The organism is Streptomyces sp. TRM70350, assembly GCF_019219825.1.
In the GTDB taxonomy this organism is placed as follows: Bacteria; Actinomycetota; Actinomycetes; order Streptomycetales; family Streptomycetaceae; genus Streptomyces.
Genome location: NZ_JAHUXH010000002.1, coordinates 214935 through 236756, shown reverse-complemented (window position 1 = coordinate 236756; position 21822 = coordinate 214935). Strand labels below are relative to the sequence as shown.

Annotated in this window: 26 protein-coding genes; 5 read left to right on the top strand and 21 right to left on the bottom strand. The window is 72.5% G+C overall.

All coding sequences use genetic code 11. From position 1 onward, the window contains the following. Nucleotides 1–75: 75 nt before the first annotated feature. The 7 genes from trpM to hisI all read right to left on the bottom strand — a co-directional run bounded on the left by trpM (nucleotide 76) and on the right by hisI (nucleotide 4765). Nucleotides 76–279: a tryptophan biosynthesis modulator TrpM gene (gene trpM, locus KWI83_RS40195; protein WP_374106272.1), complete on the bottom strand. Its 204-nt coding sequence runs from the start codon at nucleotides 277–279 to the stop codon at nucleotides 76–78. A gap of 21 nt (nucleotides 280–300) precedes the next feature. Next, complete coding sequence (gene trpC / locus KWI83_RS04460) at nucleotides 301–1110, bottom strand: indole-3-glycerol phosphate synthase TrpC (RefSeq protein WP_218512935.1); 810 nt, start codon at nucleotides 1108–1110, stop codon at nucleotides 301–303. Between the two features lie 143 nt (nucleotides 1111–1253). Then, nucleotides 1254–1670, bottom strand: coding sequence for a DUF2752 domain-containing protein (locus tag KWI83_RS04455; protein WP_374106271.1), 417 nt, complete (start codon nucleotides 1668–1670; stop codon nucleotides 1254–1256). 105 nt (nucleotides 1671–1775) lie between these two features. Continuing rightward, nucleotides 1776–2057, bottom strand: a complete 282-nt coding sequence (locus KWI83_RS04450; protein WP_218512933.1) for an HGxxPAAW family protein — start codon at nucleotides 2055–2057, stop codon at nucleotides 1776–1778. A gap of 137 nt (nucleotides 2058–2194) precedes the next feature. Next, on the bottom strand, nucleotides 2195–2845 hold the full coding sequence (locus KWI83_RS04445) for a TIGR02234 family membrane protein (protein ID WP_218512932.1): 651 nt from the start codon (nucleotides 2843–2845) through the stop codon (nucleotides 2195–2197). Between the two features lie 52 nt (nucleotides 2846–2897). Further along, entirely contained in the window at nucleotides 2898–4376 is a 1479-nt protein-coding gene (locus tag KWI83_RS04440) for an anthranilate synthase component I (protein ID WP_218512931.1), read from the bottom strand. A gap of 11 nt (nucleotides 4377–4387) precedes the next feature. Further along, the gene (gene hisI / locus KWI83_RS04435; RefSeq protein WP_218512930.1) at nucleotides 4388–4765 is read right to left on the bottom strand and encodes a phosphoribosyl-AMP cyclohydrolase; all 378 of its coding nucleotides are present in this window, start codon (nucleotides 4763–4765) and stop codon (nucleotides 4388–4390) included. Between the two features lie 82 nt (nucleotides 4766–4847). On the opposite strand from hisI, the gene KWI83_RS04430 reads away from it, so the two are divergent. Then, nucleotides 4848–5483, top strand: coding sequence for a TIGR03085 family metal-binding protein (locus KWI83_RS04430; RefSeq protein WP_218512929.1), 636 nt, complete (start codon nucleotides 4848–4850; stop codon nucleotides 5481–5483). 4 nt (nucleotides 5484–5487) lie between these two features. On the opposite strand, the gene KWI83_RS04425 is transcribed toward KWI83_RS04430, so the two are convergent. The 10 genes from KWI83_RS04425 to hisD all read right to left on the bottom strand — a co-directional run bounded on the left by KWI83_RS04425 (nucleotide 5488) and on the right by hisD (nucleotide 13282). Beyond that, nucleotides 5488–6744 (bottom strand): MFS transporter, encoded by a 1257-nt coding sequence (locus tag KWI83_RS04425; protein WP_256361754.1) that lies wholly within the window; start codon nucleotides 6742–6744, stop codon nucleotides 5488–5490. Between the two features lie 14 nt (nucleotides 6745–6758). Further along, on the bottom strand, nucleotides 6759–7346 hold the full coding sequence (locus KWI83_RS04420; RefSeq protein WP_218512928.1) for a transcriptional regulator: 588 nt from the start codon (nucleotides 7344–7346) through the stop codon (nucleotides 6759–6761). A gap of 125 nt (nucleotides 7347–7471) precedes the next feature. Continuing rightward, complete coding sequence (hisF, locus tag KWI83_RS04415; RefSeq protein ID WP_218512927.1) at nucleotides 7472–8227, bottom strand: imidazole glycerol phosphate synthase subunit HisF; 756 nt, start codon at nucleotides 8225–8227, stop codon at nucleotides 7472–7474. Next, a complete protein-coding gene (locus KWI83_RS04410; RefSeq protein ID WP_218512926.1) occupies nucleotides 8224–8628 on the bottom strand; it encodes a RidA family protein in 405 nt (134 codons plus the stop codon). Before KWI83_RS04410 ends, hisF begins: the two co-directional genes overlap by 4 nt. After that, nucleotides 8625–9359 carry a bifunctional 1-(5-phosphoribosyl)-5-((5-phosphoribosylamino)methylideneamino)imidazole-4-carboxamide isomerase/phosphoribosylanthranilate isomerase PriA gene (gene priA / locus KWI83_RS04405; RefSeq protein WP_218512925.1) on the bottom strand — a complete coding sequence of 245 codons (735 nt, stop codon included), beginning with the start codon at nucleotides 9357–9359 and terminating at the stop codon, nucleotides 8625–8627. Before priA ends, KWI83_RS04410 begins: the two co-directional genes overlap by 4 nt. A gap of 4 nt (nucleotides 9360–9363) precedes the next feature. Next, nucleotides 9364–10005, bottom strand: a complete 642-nt coding sequence (hisH, locus tag KWI83_RS04400) for an imidazole glycerol phosphate synthase subunit HisH (RefSeq protein WP_218512924.1) — start codon at nucleotides 10003–10005, stop codon at nucleotides 9364–9366. After that, the gene (locus tag KWI83_RS04395) at nucleotides 10002–10166 is read right to left on the bottom strand and encodes a hypothetical protein (RefSeq protein WP_218512923.1); all 165 of its coding nucleotides are present in this window, start codon (nucleotides 10164–10166) and stop codon (nucleotides 10002–10004) included. Before KWI83_RS04395 ends, hisH begins: the two co-directional genes overlap by 4 nt. A gap of 88 nt (nucleotides 10167–10254) precedes the next feature. Continuing rightward, nucleotides 10255–10857, bottom strand: coding sequence for an imidazoleglycerol-phosphate dehydratase HisB (hisB, locus tag KWI83_RS04390; protein WP_218512922.1), 603 nt, complete (start codon nucleotides 10855–10857; stop codon nucleotides 10255–10257). Then, entirely contained in the window at nucleotides 10854–11960 is a 1107-nt protein-coding gene (locus KWI83_RS04385; RefSeq protein ID WP_218512921.1) for a histidinol-phosphate transaminase, read from the bottom strand. Before KWI83_RS04385 ends, hisB begins: the two co-directional genes overlap by 4 nt. Continuing rightward, nucleotides 11957–13282: a histidinol dehydrogenase gene (gene hisD, locus KWI83_RS04380; protein WP_218512920.1), complete on the bottom strand. Its 1326-nt coding sequence runs from the start codon at nucleotides 13280–13282 to the stop codon at nucleotides 11957–11959. The genes KWI83_RS04385 and hisD overlap by 4 nt, the downstream gene beginning before the upstream one ends. Nucleotides 13283–13466: 184 nt before the next feature. Between hisD and KWI83_RS04375 the strand changes: the two genes are divergently transcribed. The 3 genes from KWI83_RS04375 (at nucleotide 13467) to ybaK (ending at nucleotide 16382) form a co-directional block, all read left to right on the top strand. Further along, nucleotides 13467–15047 carry an oxidoreductase gene (locus tag KWI83_RS04375; protein ID WP_218512919.1) on the top strand — a complete coding sequence of 527 codons (1581 nt, stop codon included), beginning with the start codon at nucleotides 13467–13469 and terminating at the stop codon, nucleotides 15045–15047. 61 nt (nucleotides 15048–15108) lie between these two features. Further along, nucleotides 15109–15849 (top strand): LON peptidase substrate-binding domain-containing protein, encoded by a 741-nt coding sequence (locus KWI83_RS04370; RefSeq protein WP_218512918.1) that lies wholly within the window; start codon nucleotides 15109–15111, stop codon nucleotides 15847–15849. A 29-nt stretch (nucleotides 15850–15878) separates the two neighbouring features. Next, entirely contained in the window at nucleotides 15879–16382 is a 504-nt protein-coding gene (gene ybaK / locus KWI83_RS04365) for a Cys-tRNA(Pro) deacylase (RefSeq protein ID WP_218512917.1), read from the top strand. 1011 nt (nucleotides 16383–17393) lie between these two features. Here the strand turns inward: ybaK and KWI83_RS04360 are convergent. The 4 genes from KWI83_RS04360 to KWI83_RS04345 form a co-directional block, all read right to left on the bottom strand. Next, nucleotides 17394–18080, bottom strand: coding sequence for an AAA family ATPase (locus KWI83_RS04360; protein WP_218512916.1), 687 nt, complete (start codon nucleotides 18078–18080; stop codon nucleotides 17394–17396). 34 nt (nucleotides 18081–18114) lie between these two features. Next, the gene (locus KWI83_RS04355; RefSeq protein ID WP_218512915.1) at nucleotides 18115–18936 is read right to left on the bottom strand and encodes an ABC transporter permease; all 822 of its coding nucleotides are present in this window, start codon (nucleotides 18934–18936) and stop codon (nucleotides 18115–18117) included. Between the two features lie 139 nt (nucleotides 18937–19075). Further along, nucleotides 19076–20050, bottom strand: coding sequence for an ABC transporter ATP-binding protein (locus KWI83_RS04350; protein ID WP_218513221.1), 975 nt, complete (start codon nucleotides 20048–20050; stop codon nucleotides 19076–19078). Nucleotides 20051–20179: 129 nt separating this feature from the next. Further along, nucleotides 20180–21397, bottom strand: coding sequence for an NYN domain-containing protein (locus KWI83_RS04345; RefSeq protein WP_218512914.1), 1218 nt, complete (start codon nucleotides 21395–21397; stop codon nucleotides 20180–20182). 235 nt (nucleotides 21398–21632) lie between these two features. Between KWI83_RS04345 and KWI83_RS04340 the strand changes: the two genes are divergently transcribed. After that, nucleotides 21633–21797, top strand: coding sequence for a hypothetical protein (locus tag KWI83_RS04340; RefSeq protein WP_218512913.1), 165 nt, complete (start codon nucleotides 21633–21635; stop codon nucleotides 21795–21797). Nucleotides 21798–21822 lie beyond the last annotated feature (25 nt).

Below are 21822 nucleotides of genomic sequence, written 5' to 3'. Positions count from 1 at the left end.
CGGAAACCTCACGGTGAGTGCGTGGAAAAGACACTAATCGCCGTGGGGGCGGGGTTATCAGATGACTGCGCGCCGTCAGTGGCTGGTCGCGCAGTTCCCCGCGCCCCTGAAGGCCGGCTGCCATCGGCGGCCGTTGACCTGCCCAGGCTCGTCACCGATCACGTAGCGGACCCGGCGGCCGTGTACCCGGCGTGCGGGAGCGCGGCAGCCTCGGGGCCTGCAGCCGCGCGCGAGGCGGGCGTACGGGTCCCTGGCCGTCAGGGTGATCGTCGTATTCATCGGCGCTCAGCCTACCGGGGATCAGCCCCGGCCGTGCCGCAGTGCGGGATGGGCGCCCGCGGCAACCAGGTCGGACACCGCCGTCCTGGGGTCCTTGCCGGTGACGAGGGACTCGCCGACCAGGACCGCGTCGGCGCCCGCGTTGGCGTAGGCGATGAGGTCGTGCGGGCCGCGGATGCCGGACTCGGCGACCTTGACGATGCCGTCCGGGATCTCCGGCGCGACCCGCTCGAAGGTGCCGCGGTCGACCTCCAGCGTCTTGAGGTTGCGGGCGTTGACGCCGATGAGCTTGGCGCCCGCGTCGACCGCGCGGTCGACCTCGTCCTCGTCGTGCACCTCGACGAGCGGGGTGAGCCCGATGGACACCGCCCGCTCGATCAGGGACTCCAGGGCGGGCTGGTCGAGGGCCGCGACGATCAGCAGCGCGAGGTCGGCGCCGTAGGCCCGGGCCTCCCACAGCTGGTACGAGGTGACGATGAAGTCCTTGCGCAGCACGGGGATGTCCACACGCGCGCGGACCGCCTCCAGGTCGGCGAGGGAGCCGCCGAAGCGGCGCTGCTCGGTGAGGACGGAGATGACGGCCGCGCCGCCCGCCTCGTAGTCCGCGGCGAGACCGGCCGGGTCGGCGATCGCGGCCAGCGCGCCCTTGGAGGGGCTGGACCGCTTGACCTCGCAGATGACCTGGACGCCGTCGCCGCGCAGGGCGGCCAGTCCGTCCTTGGCCGCGGGGGCCTTCGCCGCGCGATCCTTGAGCTCGTCGAGGCTCACGCGCGCCTGCCGCTCCGCGAGGTCGGCACGGACTCCGTCGATGATCTCGTCGAGCACACTCACGCGAGTGGCCCCCTTCCAGACGGTTGACTGTCACAGCGGCACCGAAGAACAAAACCGGTGGTCACTGCGATGGTATCCGGAGCCGGGCGAAGGCCTCGCATCCGGTTGACGCCGGTCCCAGTACCTGGACATCCATCAATTGATCAAGGATGGAGCCAGCCACCGAAGGGCAGGTTCCGGACAACGGTGAAGAGCAGCAGCAACGCGCCCGCGCTCCACAGGTACGCGGGCCGCAGGTCGAGAAGGAGCGGACGGCCGCGTGCCGCGCGGACCACCCAGACGGTCCACAGCACGGCGAAGAGCAGATAGCCGGCGACGGCCAGGGCGTTGGCGTGCAGCGCCGCCGGGAGGTCGCCGTGCACGACGGCGTGGGCGCTGCGCAGGCCGCCGCAGCCGGGGCAGTACAGGCCGGTGAACCGCAGCAGCGGGCAGACGGGGTAGTGGCCGGGTTCGTTGGGGTCCACGGCGCCCACGTAGGCGAAGGCGGCGGCGACGGCCCCGAGGACGCCGACGGGGGCGGCCAGCCGTCTGGTGGGAGTGCTGCGGCTGTCGGCGTTCATGCTCCGCATTGTGCCCGGCCCGGCGCGGACGCGCGTAAGGGGCGGTCCGGCGTCGCGCCGGGCCGCCCCTCGACGAGGTCGCGGCGGAAGGCCGTACGGGCAGGATCAGCTCTCGGCGGCGACCGGCTCGCGCGTGGTCACGGTCCGCGCGGGCTGCGTGGCGCCGGACGTCATCTTGAGGGGCTGCGCCTTGGGCGCGCCCAGGCCCATCGCGCGCATGATCCAGCCGACGACACCGCCCAGGACCACGATCGCCATACCGGCCCAGAAGCCGAGCGGGTTGTCCATCACCATGAAGGCGCCCGCGACGCAGAAACCGATGAAGGCGATGATGACACCGGTCCAGGCGGCGGGGGTGTGACCGTGCCCGTGGCTGCTGTCCGCCATTGCTTGCTCCTCGTTGCTGTGTGCGTGTGTGAGCCGGACGCTCGTCCTTCATTGTCCCGTACGCGTGCGCGTGCCGTGCGCGGGGGGCTGACCCCGAGTGCGTCTGTTTCGCCACACCGGGCGGGACGGCCCGGTGTCTACGCCGGGCCGGTGCCCGTCGGGTCCTCGCCGCGGTCCAGGGCCTTCCAGAGGTCCTCGGGCCGGTCGGGGTCGGTGGACGGGGCGGTACGGCGCGTGCCGGGGGCGCCGCCTCGCTCGTAGCGGCCGGACATCGCGGGCCACAGGCGGCCGTAGCGCAGGGCGAGTAGTCCGGCGAGCAGGATCAGGGCGCCGCCCACGGCCGCGGCGTACGGCCAGGCGGTGTGGGTGAGGGCGTCCACGGTGGCGGAGGTGTCGCCGGAGGCCTGCGCGGCCTTCTCGTCGAGCGCGGAGCTGTCGGAGGCGCCGGACAGGGCGGCGGCGACGGTGCCCGCGCCGCACAGCGCGAGCAGCCCGGCCACCGCGAGGCGGCCGGCCCGGCGGACGGCGAAGACGGCGACGAGCGCGGCCAGGCCCACTATGGCGAGCGCGGCGGGGACGCCGGTGACGTCGCTGCCCCTGGCGGTCAGCGGGAAGGCGCCGCCGGCCACCGTCGCGGTGCCCTCCGACCACTGCTGACGGGTGGCCAGCAACGCCACGGCCGCGCCGAGCGCGCCGCACAGCAGGGCCAGGGCCAGACTCCGCCGACCGGCCCGGGCGGAGGCGGCGGCTTCGGTACGGGGGTGAGGAACAGCAGTCACGTACTCCACTATCGCCTGCCCTTCGCGTGAACCGTCACCCGGGGTTCACGTGAGAAGCGCCCTATTGTGCGAGCCGGTTCGCCGTGTGGATCGCGCGGAGGACCGCCGCCGCCTTGTTGCGGCACTCCGTGTCCTCGGCGACGGGGTCGGAGTCGGCGACGACGCCCGCGCCCGCCTGGACGTACGCGGTGCCGTCGCGCAGCAGGGCCGTGCGGATGGCGATGGCGGTGTCGGAGTCGCCGGCGAAGTCGAGGTAGCCGACGCAGCCGCCGTACAGGCCGCGCCGGGACGGCTCCAGTTCGTCGATGATCTGCATCGCGCGCGGCTTGGGCGCGCCGGAGAGGGTGCCCGCAGGGAAGCAGGCCGTCAGGACGTCGAAGGCCGTACGGCCCGGCGCCACCCGTCCCGTCACCGTGGAGACGATGTGCATCACGTGCGAGTACCGCTCGATGGACATGAAGTCGACGACCTCCACCGAGCCGGGCTCGCAGACCCGGCCGAGGTCGTTGCGGCCGAGGTCGACCAGCATGAGGTGCTCCGCGCGCTCCTTGGGGTCGGCGAGCAGTTCCTCGGCCAGGGTCTGGTCCTCCTGGGGGGTGGCGCCCCGGGGCCGGGTCCCGGCGATGGGATGGACCATGGCCTGCCCGTCCTCGACCTTGACCAGCGCCTCCGGCGAGGAGCCGACGACGTCGAAGCCTTCGAAGCGGAGCAGGTACATGTACGGCGACGGGTTCGTGGCGCGCAGCACCCGGTACACGTCCAGCGCGCTCGCCGTGCACGGCGTCTCGAACCGCTGCGACGGTACGACCTGGAAGGCCTCGCCGGCCCGGATGCGCTCCTTGATGTCCTCGACGGCCTCCTGGAAGTCGGGGCCGCCCCACAGCGCGCTGTACTCCGGCAGCTCGGAGGGCGGCAGCACGGCCGGCGGCTGGGCCACCGCGCGTGTGAGGTCGGCCTCCATGGCGTCGAGGCGGGCCACGGCGTCGGCGTAGGCCTCGTCGACGCCGGTGGCGAGGTCGTTGTGGTTGATCGCGTTGGCGATCAGCAGGACCGAGCCCTCCCAGTGGTCCATCACCGCGAGGTCGCTGGTCAGCAGCATGGTCAGCTCGGGCAGCTTCAGGTCGTCCCGCTCGCCGGGGCCGATCTTCTCCAGGCGGCGGACGATGTCGTACCCGAGGTAGCCGACCATGCCGCCGGTGAAGGGCGGCAGGCCGTCCTGGTGGGGTGTGTGCAGGGCCTCGACGGTGGCGCGCAGGGCGGCCAGCGGGTCGCCGTCGACGGGCACGCCCACGGGGGGCTCGCCCAGCCAGTGCGCCCGGCCGTCCCGCTCGGTGAGGGTGGCGGCGCTGCGGACGCCCACGAAGGAGTAGCGGGACCAGGAGCGGCCGTTCTCCGCGGACTCCAGCAGGAAGGTGCCGGGGCGCTCGGCGGCGAGCTTGCGGTACAGCCCGACCGGTGTGTCGCCGTCGGCCAGGAGCTTGCGCGTGACGGGGATGACGCGGCGGTCGGTGGCCAGCTTGCGGAACGTCTCTAGGTCCATGGCGGCCGACCTTACTGACCCAGCGGCAGGACGTCGGAATCGAAGCAGGTGCGCGCGCCCGTGTGGCAGGCGGCACCCACCTGGTCCACCTTGACGAGCACCGTGTCGGCGTCGCAGTCCAGGGCCACGGACTTCACGTGCTGGACGTGTCCCGAGGTGTCGCCCTTGACCCAGTACTCCTGGCGGCTGCGCGACCAGTACGTGCAGCGGCCCGTCGTGAGCGTGCGGTGCAGGGCCTCGTCGTCCATCCAGCCCAGCATCAGCACCTCACCGGTGTCGTACTGCTGGGCGATGGCGGGCAGGAGGCCGTCGGCGCTGCGCTTGAGGCGCGCGGCGATCTCGGGGGCGAGGCTGCTGGGCGGCGGCGCGCTGGTCGGCGTACTGGTCATGGATGCCATTGTGCCGCGCACCACTGACAGGGCCGGACGGCGTCCACTGGGCGGACCGGACGCCCGGTCGTAGGCTGACTCCATGTCGACCTTTGCCAAGCGTGAACGGCTTCTACTCGCCGACCTGTTGGAAACCGCCGGTCCGGACGCCCCCACCCTGTGCGAGGGCTGGCTGACCCGCGACCTGGCCGCGCACGTCGTGGTGCGCGAACGCCGCCCGGACGCCGCCGGCGGCATACTGATCAAGCAGCTCGCGCCCCGCCTGGAGAAGGTGATGGAGGAGTACACGGCGAAGCCGTACGAGGAGCTGATCCAGCTCCTCCGCACCGGCCCGCCGCGCTTCTCACCCTTCCAGCTCAAACCGATCGACGAGATGTCGAACACGATCGAGTTCTACGTCCACACCGAGGACGTCCGCCGCGCGCAGCCCGACTGGACGACCCGCGAGCTCGACCCGGTCTTCCAGGACGCCCTGTGGTCCCGGCTGGAGCGCACCGCCCGCCTGATGGGCCGCGGCGCCCCCACGGGCCTGGTGCTGCGCCGCCCCGACGGCCAGACGGCGGTCGCCCACCGGGGCACGCCGGTGGTCACGGTGACCGGTGAGCCGTCGGAGCTGCTGCTGTTCCTGTACGGCCGGCAGAGCGCGGCGAAGGTCGACGTGGACGGCGACCAGGAAGCCATCGACAGGCTGCACGAGTCCAAGCAGCTGGGCATCTGACGGATCACTCCGGGAGTTCGGCGCGGCGCAGGTCGGGCACGGCAAGGGCGACGGCCCCGGCGAGTCCGCTGATCGCCGCGCTGCCGGTGAAGACGGGTCCGGTGCCCCACACCCCGATCGCCGCGGCGGTCAGCGGCATGGTGAGCGGGGCGAAGCCGAGGCTGATCAGTGCGGACACGGCGCTGACGCGGCCCAGGCAGGCCGGTTCGGTCTGGGTCTGCAGCAGCGCCCCGCACAGGGCGCCGCTCAGCCCTGCGAGCAACCCGACGAGCAGTGCCGTTCCGGCGGCCGCGACGACGTTCGGGACGTGGGCCAGGGCCCCGATCGCGACGCTGCCCGCGAGGGCGGTGTACGCGAGAACCTGTCCGGCGTGCGGCAACCGCCCCCGCACGGTCAGCAGCAGGGAGGCGAGTCCGGCGCCCGTTCCGAAGCCGGCGAGCACCCAGCCCATCCCGGCGGCGCCCCAGCCACGCTCGTCGGCCAGCAGCGTCAGGCCCACGTTGAGCGGGCCGATGAAGCCGAGGTTGCCGAGGGCGACGGCCAGCATGAGGGGCCCGAGGACACGGTGCCGCCGGATGTGACGCAGGCCGGCGACCATGTCGTGCCAGGCGGTGCTCCGGGACTTCTCGGCGGTGTCGTCGGCGGGCAGTTCCCGGATCCGTACGGCGACCAGCAGCGGTACCGACACGGCGATCAGCAGCCCGGCGAGGCCGAACGCGGCCGCGGCACCGCCCAGTGCCATGCCGAGTCCGCCGAGCGGGGCTCCCACGACGTGGGCGAAGCGGATCGCGAGGCCGCGCATGCCCTGGACCCGGGCGAGCTGGCCCCTGGCCGTGATCCGTGCCGGGAGCGCTCCCACCGCGGGCATGAACACGGCGTCGACGGTGCCGAAGACCAGGGCGAGCACGGCCAGCGGCCACAGGCCGGGGCCGGTGAGGAGGAGCAGGACGGCCGTCGCCAGCACAGCGGCGCAGCGCACGGCGTCGCTGCCGATGACGACCCGGCGCGGCCCGAACCGGTCGGCGATCACTCCCCCGCCCAGCATGAGGACGGCCCGCGGCAGTGCGCTGACCGACATCACGAGGCCGGCCTGCGCGGGTGTGCCCGCCTGAACGGCCGTCCAGCTCAGGGCGATGTAGTAGACGCTGTCGCCGACCATCGAGGAGGTGTAGGCGGCGAGCCAGCGCAGGACGTTGCCGTCGCGGTGGGCGGGGCGCTCGGCGGCAGGTGCGTCGGCGCGTAACGCGGACACGGTGGTCAAGGCGGAGGGCCCTCTCAGAGGCGGAACGGGAATCCGTACACGTGCAGCGCGATGTGCTCACGCCCTTCGGTGTCTCCGGCGGCTTCGGCGGCCCGGCCCTTCTCGTCGTACTTCTTGAGCAGGGCGTGCATCTCCTGGGCGAGCTCGGCCAGTTCGGGGGCCGTCAGCCGGGACGCGTACTCGGAGTCGAAGGCCGCGCTGTTCCAGTCGGCGCCCCAGTGCAGCCGTTGGTCGAGGTAGCGGCGGTAGAACTCGCTGCGCTGCGCGTAGATCAGCCGGGAGGCGGCCGTGTGCGCGGCCGCCTTCTCCGGGGCGTCCCGGAAGTCCTCGCCGCGGATGCTGACGCCGTCCGAGGCGGGCTGCCACCAACGTTCGCGCCCGTCCTCGCTCTGCGGCTCGGCCTCCTCGATCAGCCCGTGGTCGGCGAGTTTGCGCAGGTGGTAGCTGACCAGAGAGACGGCTTCGTCGACCTGGTCGGCCAGCTGCGAGGCGGTCGCGGTGCGGTTGACGTACAGCAGCCGGTAGAGCTGCATGCGCAGCGGATGTGCGAGGGCCTTGAGCGTGCCCAGGTCGGTGATCCGTCGGTTCCCTTTGTCCGGCATGACCTCAGCGTAGGCAGGAAAGAAAAATTGCACAATTGATTTTGCGCAACTTCTCTTTCGCATCTGCCCACATGTAAGCCCCGGCCGCCCTGGCGACCGGGGCTTGCCTCCGCTGGGACATCACTTCACCGGACGGGATGCCCCGCCGCCCGCAGCGTCTCCTTGACCTCGCCGATCCGCAGATCGCCGAAGTGGAACACCGAGGCCGCGAGGACGGCGTCCGCGCCCGCCGCGATGGCCGGGGGGAAGTCGGCCAGCTTGCCGGCGCCACCGGAGGCGATCACCGGCACGGTGACGTGCTTGCGGACGGCGGAGATCATCTCCAGGTCGTAGCCGTCCTTGGTGCCGTCCGCGTCCATCGAGTTGAGCAGGATCTCTCCGGCGCCCAGCTCGGCGGCCCGGTGCGCCCACTCGACGGCGTCGATGCCGGTGCCCCGGCGGCCCCCGTGCGTGGTCACCTCGAAGCTTCCCGAAGGGGTCCGCCGCGCGTCCACGGACAGCACCAGCACCTGCCGGCCGAACCGCTCCGCGATCTCCCGGATCAGCTCCGGACGCGCGATCGCCGCCGTGTTGACGCCCACCTTGTCGGCGCCCGCCCGCAGCAGCCGGTCCACGTCCTCGGCGGTGCGCACGCCGCCGCCGACGGTCAGCGGGATGAACACCTGCTCGGCGGTGCGGCGCACCACGTCGTAGGTCGTCTCGCGGTTGCCCGAGGACGCGGTGATGTCCAGGAACGTCAACTCGTCGGCGCCTTCGGCGTCGTACACCTTGGCCATCTCGACGGGGTCGCCCGCGTCGCGCAGGTTCTGGAAATTGACACCCTTGACGACCCGGCCGTTGTCGACGTCCAGGCAGGGGATGACTCGGACCGCCAGGGTCATGAGTTCACGGCTCCTCTGAATGCTTCCACTTCCACTGAGACCAGGACCCGCGGGTCGACGAAGCCCTCCACGACCAGCAGGGTCGTCACGGGCCGTACGGAGCCGAACAGCTCCTTGTGGGCCCGCCCCACCTCGTCGACGTCCCGCAGATGCGCCAGATACATCCTGGTCCTGATCACGGACTCGACACCGAGCCCGAACTCGCCGAGCGCCTCGATCGCGCTGGTGAAGGCCACCTTGGCCTGTTCGTACGGGTCGCCCTCCCCGTACAGCACGCTGCCCTTGAAGGACGTCGTGCCCGCCACCAGGACGCGGTCGCCCGCCGCGACGGCGCGTGCGAAACCGAAGGACTCTTCCCAGGGACTTCCGCTCTGCACACGCCGTACGGCATCGGACGTCATGACGACACTGCCTCCAGGGCCTCTTCCAGGGTGAACGCCTTCGCGTACAGGGCCTTCCCGACGATCGCGCCCTCGACACCGAGCGGCACGAGCCCGGCGATCGCCCGCAGGTCGGCCAGCGAGGACACGCCGCCGGAGGCCACGACCGGGCGGTCGGTCGCCGCGCACACATCGCGAAGCAGCTGCAGGTTCGGGCCCTGCAGCGTGCCGTCCTTGGCGATGTCGGTGACGACGTAGCGTGCGCAGCCCTCCTTGTTGAGGCGCTCCAGCGTCTCGTAGAGGTCGCCGCCGTCGCGGGTCCAGCCGCGGCCGCGGAGCGTGGTGCCCCGCACGTCCAGGCCCACCGCGATCTTGTCGCCGTGCTCGGCGATGACCCTGGCGACCCACTCGGGGGTCTCCAGGGCGGCCGTGCCGAGGTTCACGCGGGTGCAGCCGGTGGCCAGGGCGGCGGCGAGGGTGTCGTCGTCGCGGATGCCGCCGGACAGCTCCACCTTGATGTGCAGCTCCGCCATGCGCTCGGCGACCTCGGCGATCAGCTGACGGTTGTCGCCGGTGCCGAAGGCGGCGTCCAGGTCGACCAGGTGCAGCCACTCGGCGCCCGCCCGCTGCCAGGCGAGGGCGGCCTCCAGGGGGGAGCCGTACGAGGTCTCCGTGCCGGACTCGCCGTGCACGAGGCGGACGGCCTGGCCGTCGCGGACGTCGACGGCGGGGAGGAGTTCGAGCTTGGCCATGTCTCTACAGGGTTCCGATCCAGTTGGTGAGCAGCTGCGCTCCGGCGTCGCCGGACTTCTCGGGGTGGAACTGCGTGGCCCACAGGGCGCCGTTCTCGACGGCGGCCACGAAGGGCTTGCCGTGCGTCGACCAGGTGACCTTGGGGGCCGTGAAGGCGGGGTTGTGCGTCTCCAGCGTCCAGTCGTGGACGGCGTAGGAGTGCACGAAGTAGAAACGCGCGTCCGCGTCCAGCCCGGCGAACAGCTCGGAGCCGGCCGGCGCCTCGACGGTGTTCCAGCCCATGTGGGGCACGATGTCGGCCTGCAGCGGCTCCACCGCGCCGGGCCACTCGTCGAGGCCCTCGGTCTCGACGCCGTGCTCGATGCCCCGGGCGAAGAGGATCTGCATGCCGACGCAGATGCCCATCACGGGGCGCCCGCCGGAGAGGCGGCGGTCGACGATCCAGTCGCCGCGGGCTTCGCGCAGGCCGTTCATGCAGGCGGCGAAGGCGCCGACGCCCGGCACCAGGAGGCCGTCCGCGTTCATGGCCTTGTCGAAGTCGCGCGTGATCTCGACGTCCGCACCCACGCGCGCGAGGGCGCGTTCGGCCGACCTCACATTGCCGAAGCCGTAGTCGAAGACCACGACGCTCTTGGGGGCGCTCAATTCCAGACCTCCAACCGCAGGACGCCCGCGACCAGACACATCGCGGCGCCAATGGAGAGCAGCACGATCAGGCCCTTCGGCATCTTCTGCTTGACGAAGGAGATCACGCCGCCGACGAGGAAGAGACCGACGACGATCAGCAGGGTCGAGGTGCCGTTCACAGTGTCCCTTCGTTCGCTTCTCCGCCCGCGCGGCGCAGAGGTGCGGCCATCGTCGTCGTCCGCGGCCCGGCGGCCGCGCGTGCGTCGCTCACAATGCGCCCTTCGTCGACGGGAGGATGCCCGCCGCGCGCGGGTCGCGCTCGGAGGCGTACCGCAGGGCCCGCGCCAGGGCCTTGAACTGGCACTCCACGATGTGGTGCGCGTTGCGTCCGTAGGGCACGTGCACGTGCAGGGCGATCTGGGCCTGGGCGACGAACGACTCCAGGATGTGCCGGGTCATCGTCGTGTCGTACTCGCCGATCATCGGCGCCATGTTCTCGGGCTCGGTGTGCACGAGGTAGGGGCGGCCGGACAGGTCGACGGTGACCTGGGCGAGGGACTCGTCCAGCGGGACCGTGCAGTTGCCGAAGCGGTAGATCCCCACCTTGTCGCCGAGGGCCTGCTTGAAGGCGGCGCCCAGCGCGAGGGCGGTGTCCTCGATGGTGTGGTGCGAGTCGATGTGCAGGTCGCCCTCGGTCTTCACGGTCAGGTCGAACAGGCCGTGCCGGCCGAGCTGGTCGAGCATGTGGTCGTAGAAGCCGACGCCTGTCGACACATCGACCTTGCCGGACCCGTCGAGATCGATCTCGACGAGGACCGAGGTCTCCTTCGTGACCCGTTCGATTCTTCCGACGCGGCCGTCGCGAGTCATGCGCTCTGCTCCTTCTTCAGTTCACGTACCGCGTCGAGGAACGCGTCGTTCTCTTCGGGGGTCCCGGCGGTGACCCGCAGCCACCCCGGTACGCCGTTGTCCCGGACCAGGACGCCCCGGTCGAGGATCTTCCGCCAGGCCTCGTGGGCGTCCGGGAACCGCCCGAACTGCACGAAGTTCGCGTCGGACTCCGTCACCTGGTAGCCGATCGCGCGCAGCTCGGTGACCAGCCGGTCCCGCTCGGCCTTCAGCTGCTCGACGTATCCGAGCAGGGTGTCGGTGTGCTCCAGGGCGGCCAGGGCGGTCGCCTGGGTGACGGCCGACAGGTGGTACGGCAGCCGTACGAGCTGCACGGCGTCCACGACGGCCGGGTCCGCGGCGAGATAGCCGAGGCGCAGGCCGGCCGCGCCGAAGGCCTTGGACATGGTCCGGGAGATCACCAGATGCGGACGGCCCGCGAGCAGCGGCAGCAGCGAGTCGCCGTGGCTGAACTCGATGTACGCCTCGTCGACCACGACCATCGACGGCTTGGCCGCCTGTGCGGCCTCGTAGAGGGCCACCACCGTCTCGCGCGGGACCGCGTTGCCGGTGGGGTTGTTGGGGGTGGTGATGAAGACGACGTCGGGCTGGTGCTCGGCGATCGCCTTCTCGGCGGCGGCGAGGTCGATCGTGAAGTCCTCGTTCCGGGGGCCGGAGATCCAGCCGGTGCCGGTGCCCCGCGAGATGAGGCCGTGCATCGAGTACGACGGCTCGAAGCCGATCGCCGTGCGGCCCGGTCCGCCGAAGGTCTGCAGGAGCTGCTGGACGACCTCGTTGGAGCCGTTGGCCGCCCAGACGCCCGCGAGGCCGACCTCGTGGCCGGAGGTCCTGGTCAGGTACTCGGCGAGCTTGGTGCGCAGCTCGACCGCGTCGCGGTCCGGGTAGCGGTTGAGATTCCGGGCCGCCTCACGCACCCGCTCGGCGATCCGTTCGACCAGCGGCTCGGGGAGCGGGTACGGGTTCTCGTTGGTGTTCAGCCGTACGGGGACGTCCAACTGGGGCGCGCCGTAGGGGGACTTGCCGCGCAGCTCGTCCCGTACGGGGAGATCGTCGATGCCGGTCACTTGCTCTCGGGTACCTTCCAGCCGAACCTCGCCTTGATCGCCGCGCCGTGCGCGGGCAGGTCCTCCGCCTCCGCCAGCGTCACCACGTGCTGCGCGACCTCGGCCAGCGCGTCCTGCGTGTAGTCGACGATGTGGATGCCCCGCAGGAAGGACTGCACGGACAGGCCCGAGGAGTGGCACGCGCAGCCGCCGGTGGGCAGGACGTGGTTGGACCCGGCCGCGTAGTCGCCCAGCGAGACGGGCGACCAGGGGCCGATGAAGATCGCGCCGGCGTTGCGGACCCGGTCGGCCACCGCGGCGGCGTCGGCCGTCTGGATCTCCAGGTGCTCGGCGCCGTACGCGTCGACGACCCTGAGGCCCTGGTCGATGCCGTCGACCAGGACGATCGCGGACTGCTTGCCCTTGAGCGCCGGGACGATCCGGTCGTCGATGTGCTTGGTGGCCGCGACCTGCGGCTGAAGCTCCTTCTCCACCGCGTCCGCCAGCTCGGCGGAGTCGGTGACCAGCACCGCCGCCGCCAGCGGGTCGTGCTCGGCCTGGCTGATCAGGTCGGAGGCGACGTGCACCGGGTCGGCGGTGGCGTCGGCGAGGACCGCGATCTCGGTCGGGCCGGCCTCGGCGTCAATGCCGATCTTGCCGGTGAAGTAGCGCTTGGCGGCGGCGACCCAGATGTTGCCGGGGCCGGTGACCATGTTGGCGGGCGGGCAGGACTCGGTGCCGTACGCGAACATCGCGACGGCCGTCGCGCCCCCGGCGGCGTACACCTCGTCGACGCCGAGCAGGGCGCACGCGGCGAGGATCGTCGGGTGCGGCAGGCCGTTGAACTCGGCCTGAGCCGGGGAGGCCAGCGCGATCGACTCGACGCCGGCCTCCTGCGCGGGCACGACGTTCATGACCACGGACGACGGGTAGACCGAGCGGCCACCCGGCGCGTACAGGCCGACGCGCTCGACCGGCACCCACTTCTCGGTGACCGAGCCGCCGGGCACGACCTGGGTGGTGTGTGCGGAGCGGCGCTGCGCGCGGTGGACGAGCCGGGCGCGCCGGACGGACTCCTCCAGGGCGGCCCGCACGGCCGGGTCGAGCTCCTCCAGGGCACGGGTGAGTGCCGCGGCCGGTACCCGTACCTGGTCGAGCTTGACGCCGTCGAACTTCTCGGCGAAGTCGATCAGCGCCGCGTCGCCACGATGATGCACGGCCTCGCAGATCGGACGCACCTTCTCCAGGGCGGCCGATACGTCGAAGTCGGCTCGGGGCAGCAGGTCGCGCAGGGCGGGACCCTCCGGGAGGGCGTCGCCGCGCAGATCGATTCGGGAGATCACGCACCCAATTCTCGCAGACCCGGACGGGTCGCCGTCCGCGCGTTTCAGTGGCTGATACGAGACCCCGCTCGCGACCCGCGCCACCACCGGGAAGATCGGCTGCACGCTGGGCGTTCGCGGCGTCACTCAGCGGGCATGAACGGCAGTACGAACCGCTGAGCAGCCGGGGAGGAGAGAGCACACCGTGACCGAGGGGGCCGGCATCCGGGACGGGGATCTGCCGGACGATCTGACCGCCGCCGAGGCCGGCATGTGGCAGGCCTTCCGCAACGGCAGCGTGTACGACCTGAGCAGCGGGGACGCGGTCGTGGACGATCCGCACGGCGGGCATCCGTGGGGGTCCGAGCGGACCGTGCGGGCCCGCATCGTGTGCTGGCTGCTGCTGGACGGGCCGCCGGCGCTCGCGGGCCGGGTGTCCTCGCTGAAGCTGACCGGTGTGCAGATCAGCGGCAGCCTGGACCTCGCGGGCGGCACGGTGACGCCGTACGTCGAGCTGCGGAGCTGCCGCTTCGAGCGGGAGGTCCTGCTGCCGGAGGCCCAGTTCAAGACCCTGCGGCTGGTGAACTGCTCGGTGCCGCGGCTGGAGGCGGCCAGGGTGCACACCGAGGGGGATCTGCATCTGCCGCGCTGCCGGTTCCTGGGCGGCATCCGGCTGACCGACGCGCACATCGGTACGGACCTGCTGCTCAACCAAGCCGTCGTGTACCAGGACCGCACCGGCCGTTCGATCGCCGCGGACGGCATGACGGTCGGCCAGGACCTCCAGGCCGAGATGCTGGAGTCGCACGGCGAGCTGAGTCTGCGCAGCGCTCAGGTGGGCGTCTCGCTCAGTCTGCGCGGGGCCCGGCTGCGCAACCCGTACTCCCGGCTCGCGCTGAACGCCCCGCAGCTGACCGTCGAGCGCACGCTGTACCTCACACCGGCGGGCGTCGGCGGCCCGCAGCTCGCCGGGCGCACACCCGCGCGCGGGACGCGGATCCAGTACTTCGAGTGCCAGGGCGGGGTGCGGCTGGACGACGGCCGGTTCGGGGACGCGGTGGACCTGGAACGCGCCCGGTTCACCTTCACCGACGAGCAGGAGCTGTCGCTGCGCCGGGTGCAGGTGCCCGAGCTGCGCTTCCTCGGGGAGCGGCCGCAGCGCGGCAAGGTGGTACTGTCCGGCGCGCGGATCGTCAACCTGGTCGACCGGGCGAGCAGCTGGCCCGGCCCCGGAAGTTTGCACATGCCGGGTTTCGCGTACGAGAACCTGGTGCCGCAGGGGCCGTTCTCGCTGGCCGAGCGGCTGGAGTGGGTGTCCGCGGCGACCGCCGAGTACCACCCGGAGCCGTACGAGCGTCTGGCCGCTGTGCTGCGGGCGAGCGGGGAGGACGAGGACGCGCGCGAGGTGCTGCTCGCCAAGCAGCGCCGCCGCCGGGAGACCCTGCCGCCGGCCGGCAAGTTCTGGGGGTACGCGCAGGACCTGGCGGTGGCCTACGGGTACCGGCCCGGGCGGGCCGCGGTGTGGATGGCGGTGCTGTGGGCGGCCGGCACGCTGGCCTTCGCGTACGCCGGGCGGCCCCGGACGGGTGGCAGCGCCGGTGACCCGCCGTGGAACCCGGCCCTGTTCGCCCTGGATCTGCTGCTGCCGGTGATCGACCTGGGGCAGGTGGGTGTCTGGCACCTGGACGGCGGCTGGCAGTGGCTCGCCGCCGCGCTGGTCCTGCTCGGCTGGATCCTCGCCACGACGGTGGCGGCGGGGGCGACACGGCTGCTGCGGCGCAGCTGAGTGGGGCTCCGGGAGGGCGGGGCGGACAGGCAGGGTTCGGCGCCCATTAGGCTCTTGCGTCGTGACCACCGTCCGGCTGCCCCTCTTCCCCCTGAACACGGTGCTGTTCCCGGGGCTCGTGCTTCCCTTGAACGTCTTCGAGGAGCGCTACCGCGCCATGATGCGTACGCTCCTGAAGACCCCCGAGGACGAACCGCGCCGCTTCGCCGTCGTGGCGATTCGCGACGGCCACGAGGTCGCACCGAGCGCGCCCGGCATGCCCGACCCGACGGCGGTGCCCGAGCGGGGGGCGGCGGCCGGGTTCGGCGCCGATCCGGCGAAGGCGTTCCACGGCGTGGGCTGTGTGGCCGACGCGGCAACGATCCGGGAGCGGGCCGACGGCACGTTCGAGGTACTGGCGACCGGGACGACCCGGGTGCGGCTGCTGTCGGTGGACTCCTCGGGGCCGTACCTCATGGCCGAGCTGGAGGAACTGCCGGAAGAGCCGGGCGACGAGGCGGGGGCGCTGGCCGAGGGGGTGCTGCGGGCGTTCCGGCAGTACCAGAAGCGGCTGGCGGGGGCGCGGGAGCGGTCGCTGTCGACGGGCGGGGACCTGCCGGACGAGCCGTCGGTGGTGTCGTATCTGGTGGCGGCCGCGGTGATGCTGGACACCCCGACGAAGCAGCGCCTGCTCCAGGCCCCCGACACGGCGTCCCGCCTGCGCGACGAGCTGAGACTCCTTCGCTCCGAGACGGCCATCATCCGTACGCTGCCGTCGCTGCCGGCGTCGGATCTGACGCGGGCGCCGACGAGCCTCAACTGATCTCTGATCCGACCTGGGAGACAGCCCGGATGGCGAAGAAGCCGAAGAAGAACCAGCAGTCCGGCGGCACGCCCGCGACGGTGGCGCTGACGGCGGCGGGCGTGGACTTCACGACCCACTCCTACGACCACGACCCCTCCCACCCCTCCTACGGCGAGGAGGCGGCGGAGGCGATGGGCGTCTCGCCGGACCGCGTCTTCAAGACCCTGGTGGCGGACGTGGACGGCACCCTGACGGTGGCGGTGGTGCCGGTGGCTGGCACGCTGGACCTGAAGGCCCTGGCGTCGGCGGTGGGCGGCAAGAGGGCGACGATGGCGGACCCGTCCCTGGCCGAACGCACCACGGGCTACGTCCGGGGCGGCATCTCCCCGTTGGGCCAACGCAGGAAACTCCCCACGGTCCTGGACGCCTCGGCCTCCACCCACGCCACGATCTGCGTCTCGGCGGGCCGACGGGGCCTGGAGGTGGAGCTGTCCCCCGACGACCTGGCCAAGCTCACCGAGGCGACCCTGGCCCCGATCGGCCGTGCGTGACCTCTCGACGCCATGTCCTTCCTCGGTTGATCGGACATGTCTAATCGGAAAGGACATGTCGAAGAAAACCCGGAAACGCACATGGCGCACACGAAAGCGCCGGGCAAACCATGGACGGCGTCCGTCGTAGGAATCAACACCCATCGGCTGCCGCAGCCGATCCGGGCAACGGCGGGCGTCCGCCACGGCTGCGGTCGCACTCGGCGCGGCTCAGGGCGGGGTTGCGGTGGCCGGCCGCACCCCGCACGGCCGAGGGCAGGATCGCGATGGCCCGCCACACACCGCACAGCCAAGGGCACGATCGTGGTCGCCGCACTGCGCGCAGCCAAGGGCACGATCGCGATGCCCCCCACACACCGCACAGCCAAGGGCACGATCGCGGTGGTCGCCGCACTCCGCACAGCCAAGGGCAGGGTCGTGTCGTAGTGGCCCGCAGCACCCGGCACAGCTGCGCGCGCTCCTGCCACCGAGGCGGCCCACCCAGCACAGCAGCGCCGCCGCACGTACCCCCGCAGAGCCACGTGGCTGCGGGCAGTCGTGCCGCCGAGGCCCCCACCCAGCAGCCGCAGCCACTTCGCACAGCAGCGCCGCCGCACGTACCCCCGCAGAGCCACGTGGCTGCGGGCAGTCGTGCCGCCGAGGCCCCCACCCAGCAGCCGCAGCCACTTCGTACAGCAGCGCCGCCGCACTCACTCCCCCGGCCCAGGCGCCCGCACCCCGCAGCCGCACACGTCCCGCACAGCAGCCCATCAGCGGGCACTCGTCCCGCCGGGGCGCTGCCGCAGGCGACCCGCAGAGCAGGGCAGCTGCGCGCACTCCCGCCGCCGCGGCGACGCCCAACCCAGCAGCCGCGGGCAACCCCGCACAGCAGCGCCGCCGCACGCACCCGCAGAGCCGCCTGGCTGCGGGCAGTCGTGGCGCTCGGGCGGCACGGGTGGGAACGGCGACACCCCGTTGCGCCGGGATGCGCGACGCGCGCCCCGCGCGCGGATGCCGGGTGCCGGCAGAGAGCTACCGAGGCTCTCCATACGGCCCGTATCCCACCGGCTCCGGATCCCGAGGACCGAACAACGCCGTCAGCCCCAGATGCACCAGCAACGCCGAGAACGGCCAGGCCAGCAACGCCCCCTTCGCCGCCAACCGCAACGGCGCCGAGAACGTCACCCCCTTCCCCACTTCCTTGGCATGCGCCAGCACATCCTGTGCGGGCCCCAGCCACACCCCCACCCGCCAGGCGAGCAGCGACCCGAGCAACCCCCCGACCCCCAGCGCGACCACGACCGGTACACCCCCACGCCGCCGCACCAGAAACACCACCACCGCGCTGACCACACCGAACGCCAGCGCAAGGAGAGTGAACGTTCCGTCGACCCCGACCGACTGCTCCCCCTCGGTGTCCTTGAGGTAGACGACCCACGTCCCGTCCACCACGTCACCGACCAGCGGCACACGCGGCGCCAGCCAGTTCCACAGCACCCCGAGCAGCGCCCCGCTCAGCGCCAGAGCCACCGCGATCACGGCGGCCTCCCGCACGTCGGTCCTCATTCCGGGCCCGTCCTCACCCTTGTTCCCGTGAACGCTTCCGTGAGCGACGGCGTGATCACGCGCGCCCACCCCGTGCCCGGCCCCGGCCGGGGGCCACGCATGGTGCGAGGACTGTTCATGCGGCGGCGGAGGCGGCGTCAACGGTGCTGTCACCCTGACATCGTGCCAGGCCCGTCCGCAGGACGCGTCACCGGACGGCGGCCCGGCGGTACGCCCAGGTGGCGACGGCCAGCGAGATCACCCCGACCCCGGCGCACACGGCGAGGTCCGCGACCACCCGCGCCCAGTCGGGATGCGCCGCGAAGGTCCGCGCGTACGCCTCCACCCCGTACGTCGACGGCAGCAGATCCCGCGCGAACCGCACGATCTCCGGCATCCGGTCCGGCGGCAGCACCCCCAGCAGCAGCGCCGCCGACATCCCCAGCTGCCCCAGCAGCGTCGCCAGCTCCGGCCGCGGCGCGAGCAGCCCGCAGGCCGCCCCGAGCCCGGACAGCGCGGCCCCGGCCAGCGGAATCACCGCCAGCAGGACCCACAGGTTGGCCAACGGCAACCCGAACAGCACACACCCGAAGACGGCGGTCACGAGCGTCCCCGGCACGGTGAAGGACGCGTACGCCCCCGCGGCGCCCAGCACCACCGCGGCCGGCGGCACGGGCAGCGTGGCGTAGTGGTCGAGCCCGCCGGTGGCCCTCAGCTGCCCGAAGTACTGCGCGAGCAGGTTCAGCGCGACGAACGCGACGACCACGACCGACGACCCGGCGACCACGGCGTGCGCCTCGCCCCCGCCGTCCACCACGCCCCGCATCATGATCATGATGCCGACGGACTGGAAGGTCGCCACGAACAGCAGCGGAATCCGCGCCACCCGCGCCCGGGACAGCTGCGCCCGGTACACCGCCGCCAGCGACGGCCACAGCCGCGCGGGCGGTGCGAGCTCGGCCGCGTCCCGGGCCGCTCCGTCGGCGGCCAGGGCACTGCCCGGCAGCACTTCTGCGGGTACGACACTCACGTCGCGCTGCTCCCCTTCCCCGGTTTCACTCCGGCGCTCCCCCCGTTCCGTACGGATGTGACGGCTCGACGACTCAAGCCCACGCTGATGCGACTCAAGCCGGTGCGGCGACTCAAGCCCGTGCCGCGACGCCTCACGCTCATGCCTTGACCAGCCCCTGCCGCGCCGCCCCACCCAGCGCCATGTACACGTCCTCCAGGCTCGGCGTGGTCAGCGTGAAGTCGTCCAGCGCGGCGAAGGCGGCTCCACCGGTGACCGTCGAGACGACCGCGCGGGCCTCCTCCGGCGCCAGCCGCAGCGTCCAGCGCCGCCCGGACTCCACGACCCGGTCCCGCAGCGCGGCCACCTCGGGCACGTCCAGCGGCGCCCGCTCCCGCCACACCAGGTCGACCCGCACCTCACCGGCGACCTGCTCCTTCAGCCGGGAGGGCGTGTCACAGGCGATCACGCGCCCCTGGTCCAGGACGGCGACCCGGTCGAGCACGGTCTCGGCCTCGATGACGTTGTGGGTGACCAGCACGACGGTCGTACCGCGCTCGGCCCGCCGCCGGTCCACGGCGGCCCACACGGCTCGCCGCGCCACGGGGTCCATCGCCGCGGTCGGCTCGTCCAGCACGAGCAGCGGCCGCTCCCCGACCAGCGCCGCGGCGACACAGGCCAGCCGCCGCTGCCCACCGGACAGCTTCTTCAGCGGCCGCCCGGCGATCGCCGTGAGCCCCAGCTCCTCCAGTACGGCGTCCCGCTCGCCTCGCGCCCGCCGCGCGTCCAGCCCGCGCAGCCGCCCGGTGGTCTCGGCGGCGAGGGACACGCTCAGTTCGTCGAGGGCGGTGGACTCCTGCCCGAGGTAGGCGAGGATCCGCGAGGCCCGCTCCGGGTGGCGCACGATGTCGTGCCCGAGGATCTCGACGCTGCCGCTGTCGGGCCGCATCAGCCCCGTCAGCTGCCTCACGAGGGTGGACTTGCCGGCCCCGTTCGGCCCGAGCAGCCCGAAGATCTCACCCCGGCGCACCTCCAGCCGTACGTCGTCGGTGGCCCGGACCTCGGGTGTTCCCGGCGCGCCGCGCCGGCCCCGTACCGCCGGATAGGTCTTGGTCAGCCCGCGCACCGCGCACACGACCTCGCCACTGTGCCGGAAGGTCTGTGCCACGCGCGTACTCACAAGGGACGAGCCTACGGGGTCCACGCCCCCGGCACGGTCCCGGGTCGGCCCAGGCCGCGAAAACCACCGCTGAGCCCGGGAGATTCACTGCTCCCCGGCAGGAGCCGGTTCCGCCGCCGTCCGCACGTCGATCTCCCGCCAGAACCCGGCCCGGATCGCGTACCGGTCGTGCTCGTCGATCTGGTCGTCCTTGTGGGCGAGCAGTCCGAAGCGGGCGGCGTAGCGCAGCAGCTCCCCGTCGATCCGGTGCGGGATCCGCGGATACATCCCGGACAGCTTCTGCAGATGGCTCTGGTCGCCGAGCCGGGACATCCACCGCCGCGCGAACACCTGTCCGACCTCGTACGGGTCCCCGCCGACGGTCGTGATGTCCTCCTCCCGGTCGGCCCAGCGCTGCTCGGCCGTGGTGAGCTGCGCCAGCGTCGGCATCGAGGCGACCTCGGGCGGTTCCGCGGCGACGCCGGGCCGGTCCACCCAGCCCTTGTCGGAGGACCAGCGCAGGGTGGCGGTGGCGGGTTGCGGAGGCTGCGGGCCGTGCGCCCGGAGCGCGGCGAGGTCCTTGGGCGTCGGCACGCCCTTCGGTGCCGGCACCCGCTCCTCGGTGCCGTTCTGCGCGGCGGGCGGCGCGGTGCGCGGCGGCTGTTCGGCGGACCGCTCGGCCGTGGGGGCGAGCGCGGAGTCGGGCAGCGGCGCGGACAGGATCGCGGCGATCTCCGGCCGCGGCGCGGGCGGCGGCGCGCAGATCCCGCCCAGTTCCTTGGCGCGTACGGCCTTGGTGATCCACGTCCGGTCGAGCACGCGCCGCTCGTCGGCCTCGGCGACCAGGTCCTCGGACTGGTTGTAGTCGCCGTCGGCGGCCTGCACGGCCCACAGGTGTACGGCGACCCCGTGCTCCTTGGCGGCCATCATGCCCGGCAGCAGGTCGCCGTCGCCGGTCACCAGGACGATGTCGGAGCAGGCGCGGTTGCGGGCCAGCTCGGTGAGCTCGGCGTGCATCGCGGCGTCGACGCCCTTCTGGTTCCAGCGGCCGTCGCTGCGGGTGAGCGCGCCGAGCCGGACCGTGACCCGGGGCATCACGCGCAGCCTGCGGTGCTCGGGCTGGGGGACTCGGTCGGGGGCGCCGTCGAACCAGTAGATGCGCAGCAGCGGCCGTTCCGTGTCGGACTCGGCGCGTTCGCGCAGCCCTTGGATGAGGGCGGTGTGGTCGACGGTGATGCGGGACCGCGAGGGCTCCCCGGCGAGGAGACTGGCGGCGGCCCCCAGCAGATACCCGGCGTCCACCAGGACGACGCAGCGGTCCACGCGACTCACCCTCTTCCCGGGAGGTTTGCTTCGGGCTTGCTTCGAGTCTGCCCGACCACGCGGGGGTTAACGGCCCGAACTCGATCTTCGGCGTGGCGTTTGTGGGATTCGCGCTCCGTTCTCGCGTCGACAAGCCCTGTCACACACGGTAATTGTCCGACATGCGTTTGTTGACAGCCTATGTGAATCTGGTCCCGGCCCTGGCCCCTAGATCCCCCACAGGAGGCAGATCACCATGGCCAAGAACAAGAACCGTGACCGTAGGCAGCAGCAGACCAGCCGCGCGCAGCAGCAGCCGGAGCAGTCGTCGGCGGAGCCGATGTCGGAGCAGCAGGCCGCGCAGTCGTCGCCCATGGACGTCGCCCGCAAGGGCCGGCAGAAGCGCTTCGGCCACAACTGACATCCGTATGACGGGCCGTTGCGGC

Excerpts from the sequence above, each read along its gene's own strand:
- trpM (WP_374106272.1), bottom strand. The coding sequence starts at position 279 with ATGAATACGACGATCACCCTGACGGCCAGGGACCCGTACGCCCGCCTC.
- KWI83_RS04455 (WP_374106271.1), bottom strand. The coding sequence starts at position 1,670 with ATGAACGCCGACAGCCGCAGCACTCCCACCAGACGGCTGGCCGCCCCC.
- KWI83_RS04450 (WP_218512933.1), bottom strand. The coding sequence starts at position 2,057 with ATGGCGGACAGCAGCCACGGGCACGGTCACACCCCCGCCGCCTGGACC.
- KWI83_RS04440 (WP_218512931.1), bottom strand. The coding sequence starts at position 4,376 with ATGGACCTAGAGACGTTCCGCAAGCTGGCCACCGACCGCCGCGTCATC.
- hisI (WP_218512930.1), bottom strand. The coding sequence starts at position 4,765 with ATGACCAGTACGCCGACCAGCGCGCCGCCGCCCAGCAGCCTCGCCCCC.
- KWI83_RS04430 (WP_218512929.1), top strand. The coding sequence starts at position 4,848 with ATGTCGACCTTTGCCAAGCGTGAACGGCTTCTACTCGCCGACCTGTTG.
- KWI83_RS04420 (WP_218512928.1), bottom strand. The coding sequence starts at position 7,346 with ATGCCGGACAAAGGGAACCGACGGATCACCGACCTGGGCACGCTCAAG.
- hisF (WP_218512927.1), bottom strand. The coding sequence starts at position 8,227 with ATGACCCTGGCGGTCCGAGTCATCCCCTGCCTGGACGTCGACAACGGC.
- KWI83_RS04410 (WP_218512926.1), bottom strand. The coding sequence starts at position 8,628 with ATGACGTCCGATGCCGTACGGCGTGTGCAGAGCGGAAGTCCCTGGGAA.
- priA (WP_218512925.1), bottom strand. The coding sequence starts at position 9,359 with ATGGCCAAGCTCGAACTCCTCCCCGCCGTCGACGTCCGCGACGGCCAG.
- hisB (WP_218512922.1), bottom strand. The coding sequence starts at position 10,857 with ATGACTCGCGACGGCCGCGTCGGAAGAATCGAACGGGTCACGAAGGAG.
- ybaK (WP_218512917.1), top strand. The coding sequence starts at position 15,879 with ATGGCGAAGAAGCCGAAGAAGAACCAGCAGTCCGGCGGCACGCCCGCG.
- KWI83_RS04340 (WP_218512913.1), top strand. The coding sequence starts at position 21,633 with ATGGCCAAGAACAAGAACCGTGACCGTAGGCAGCAGCAGACCAGCCGC.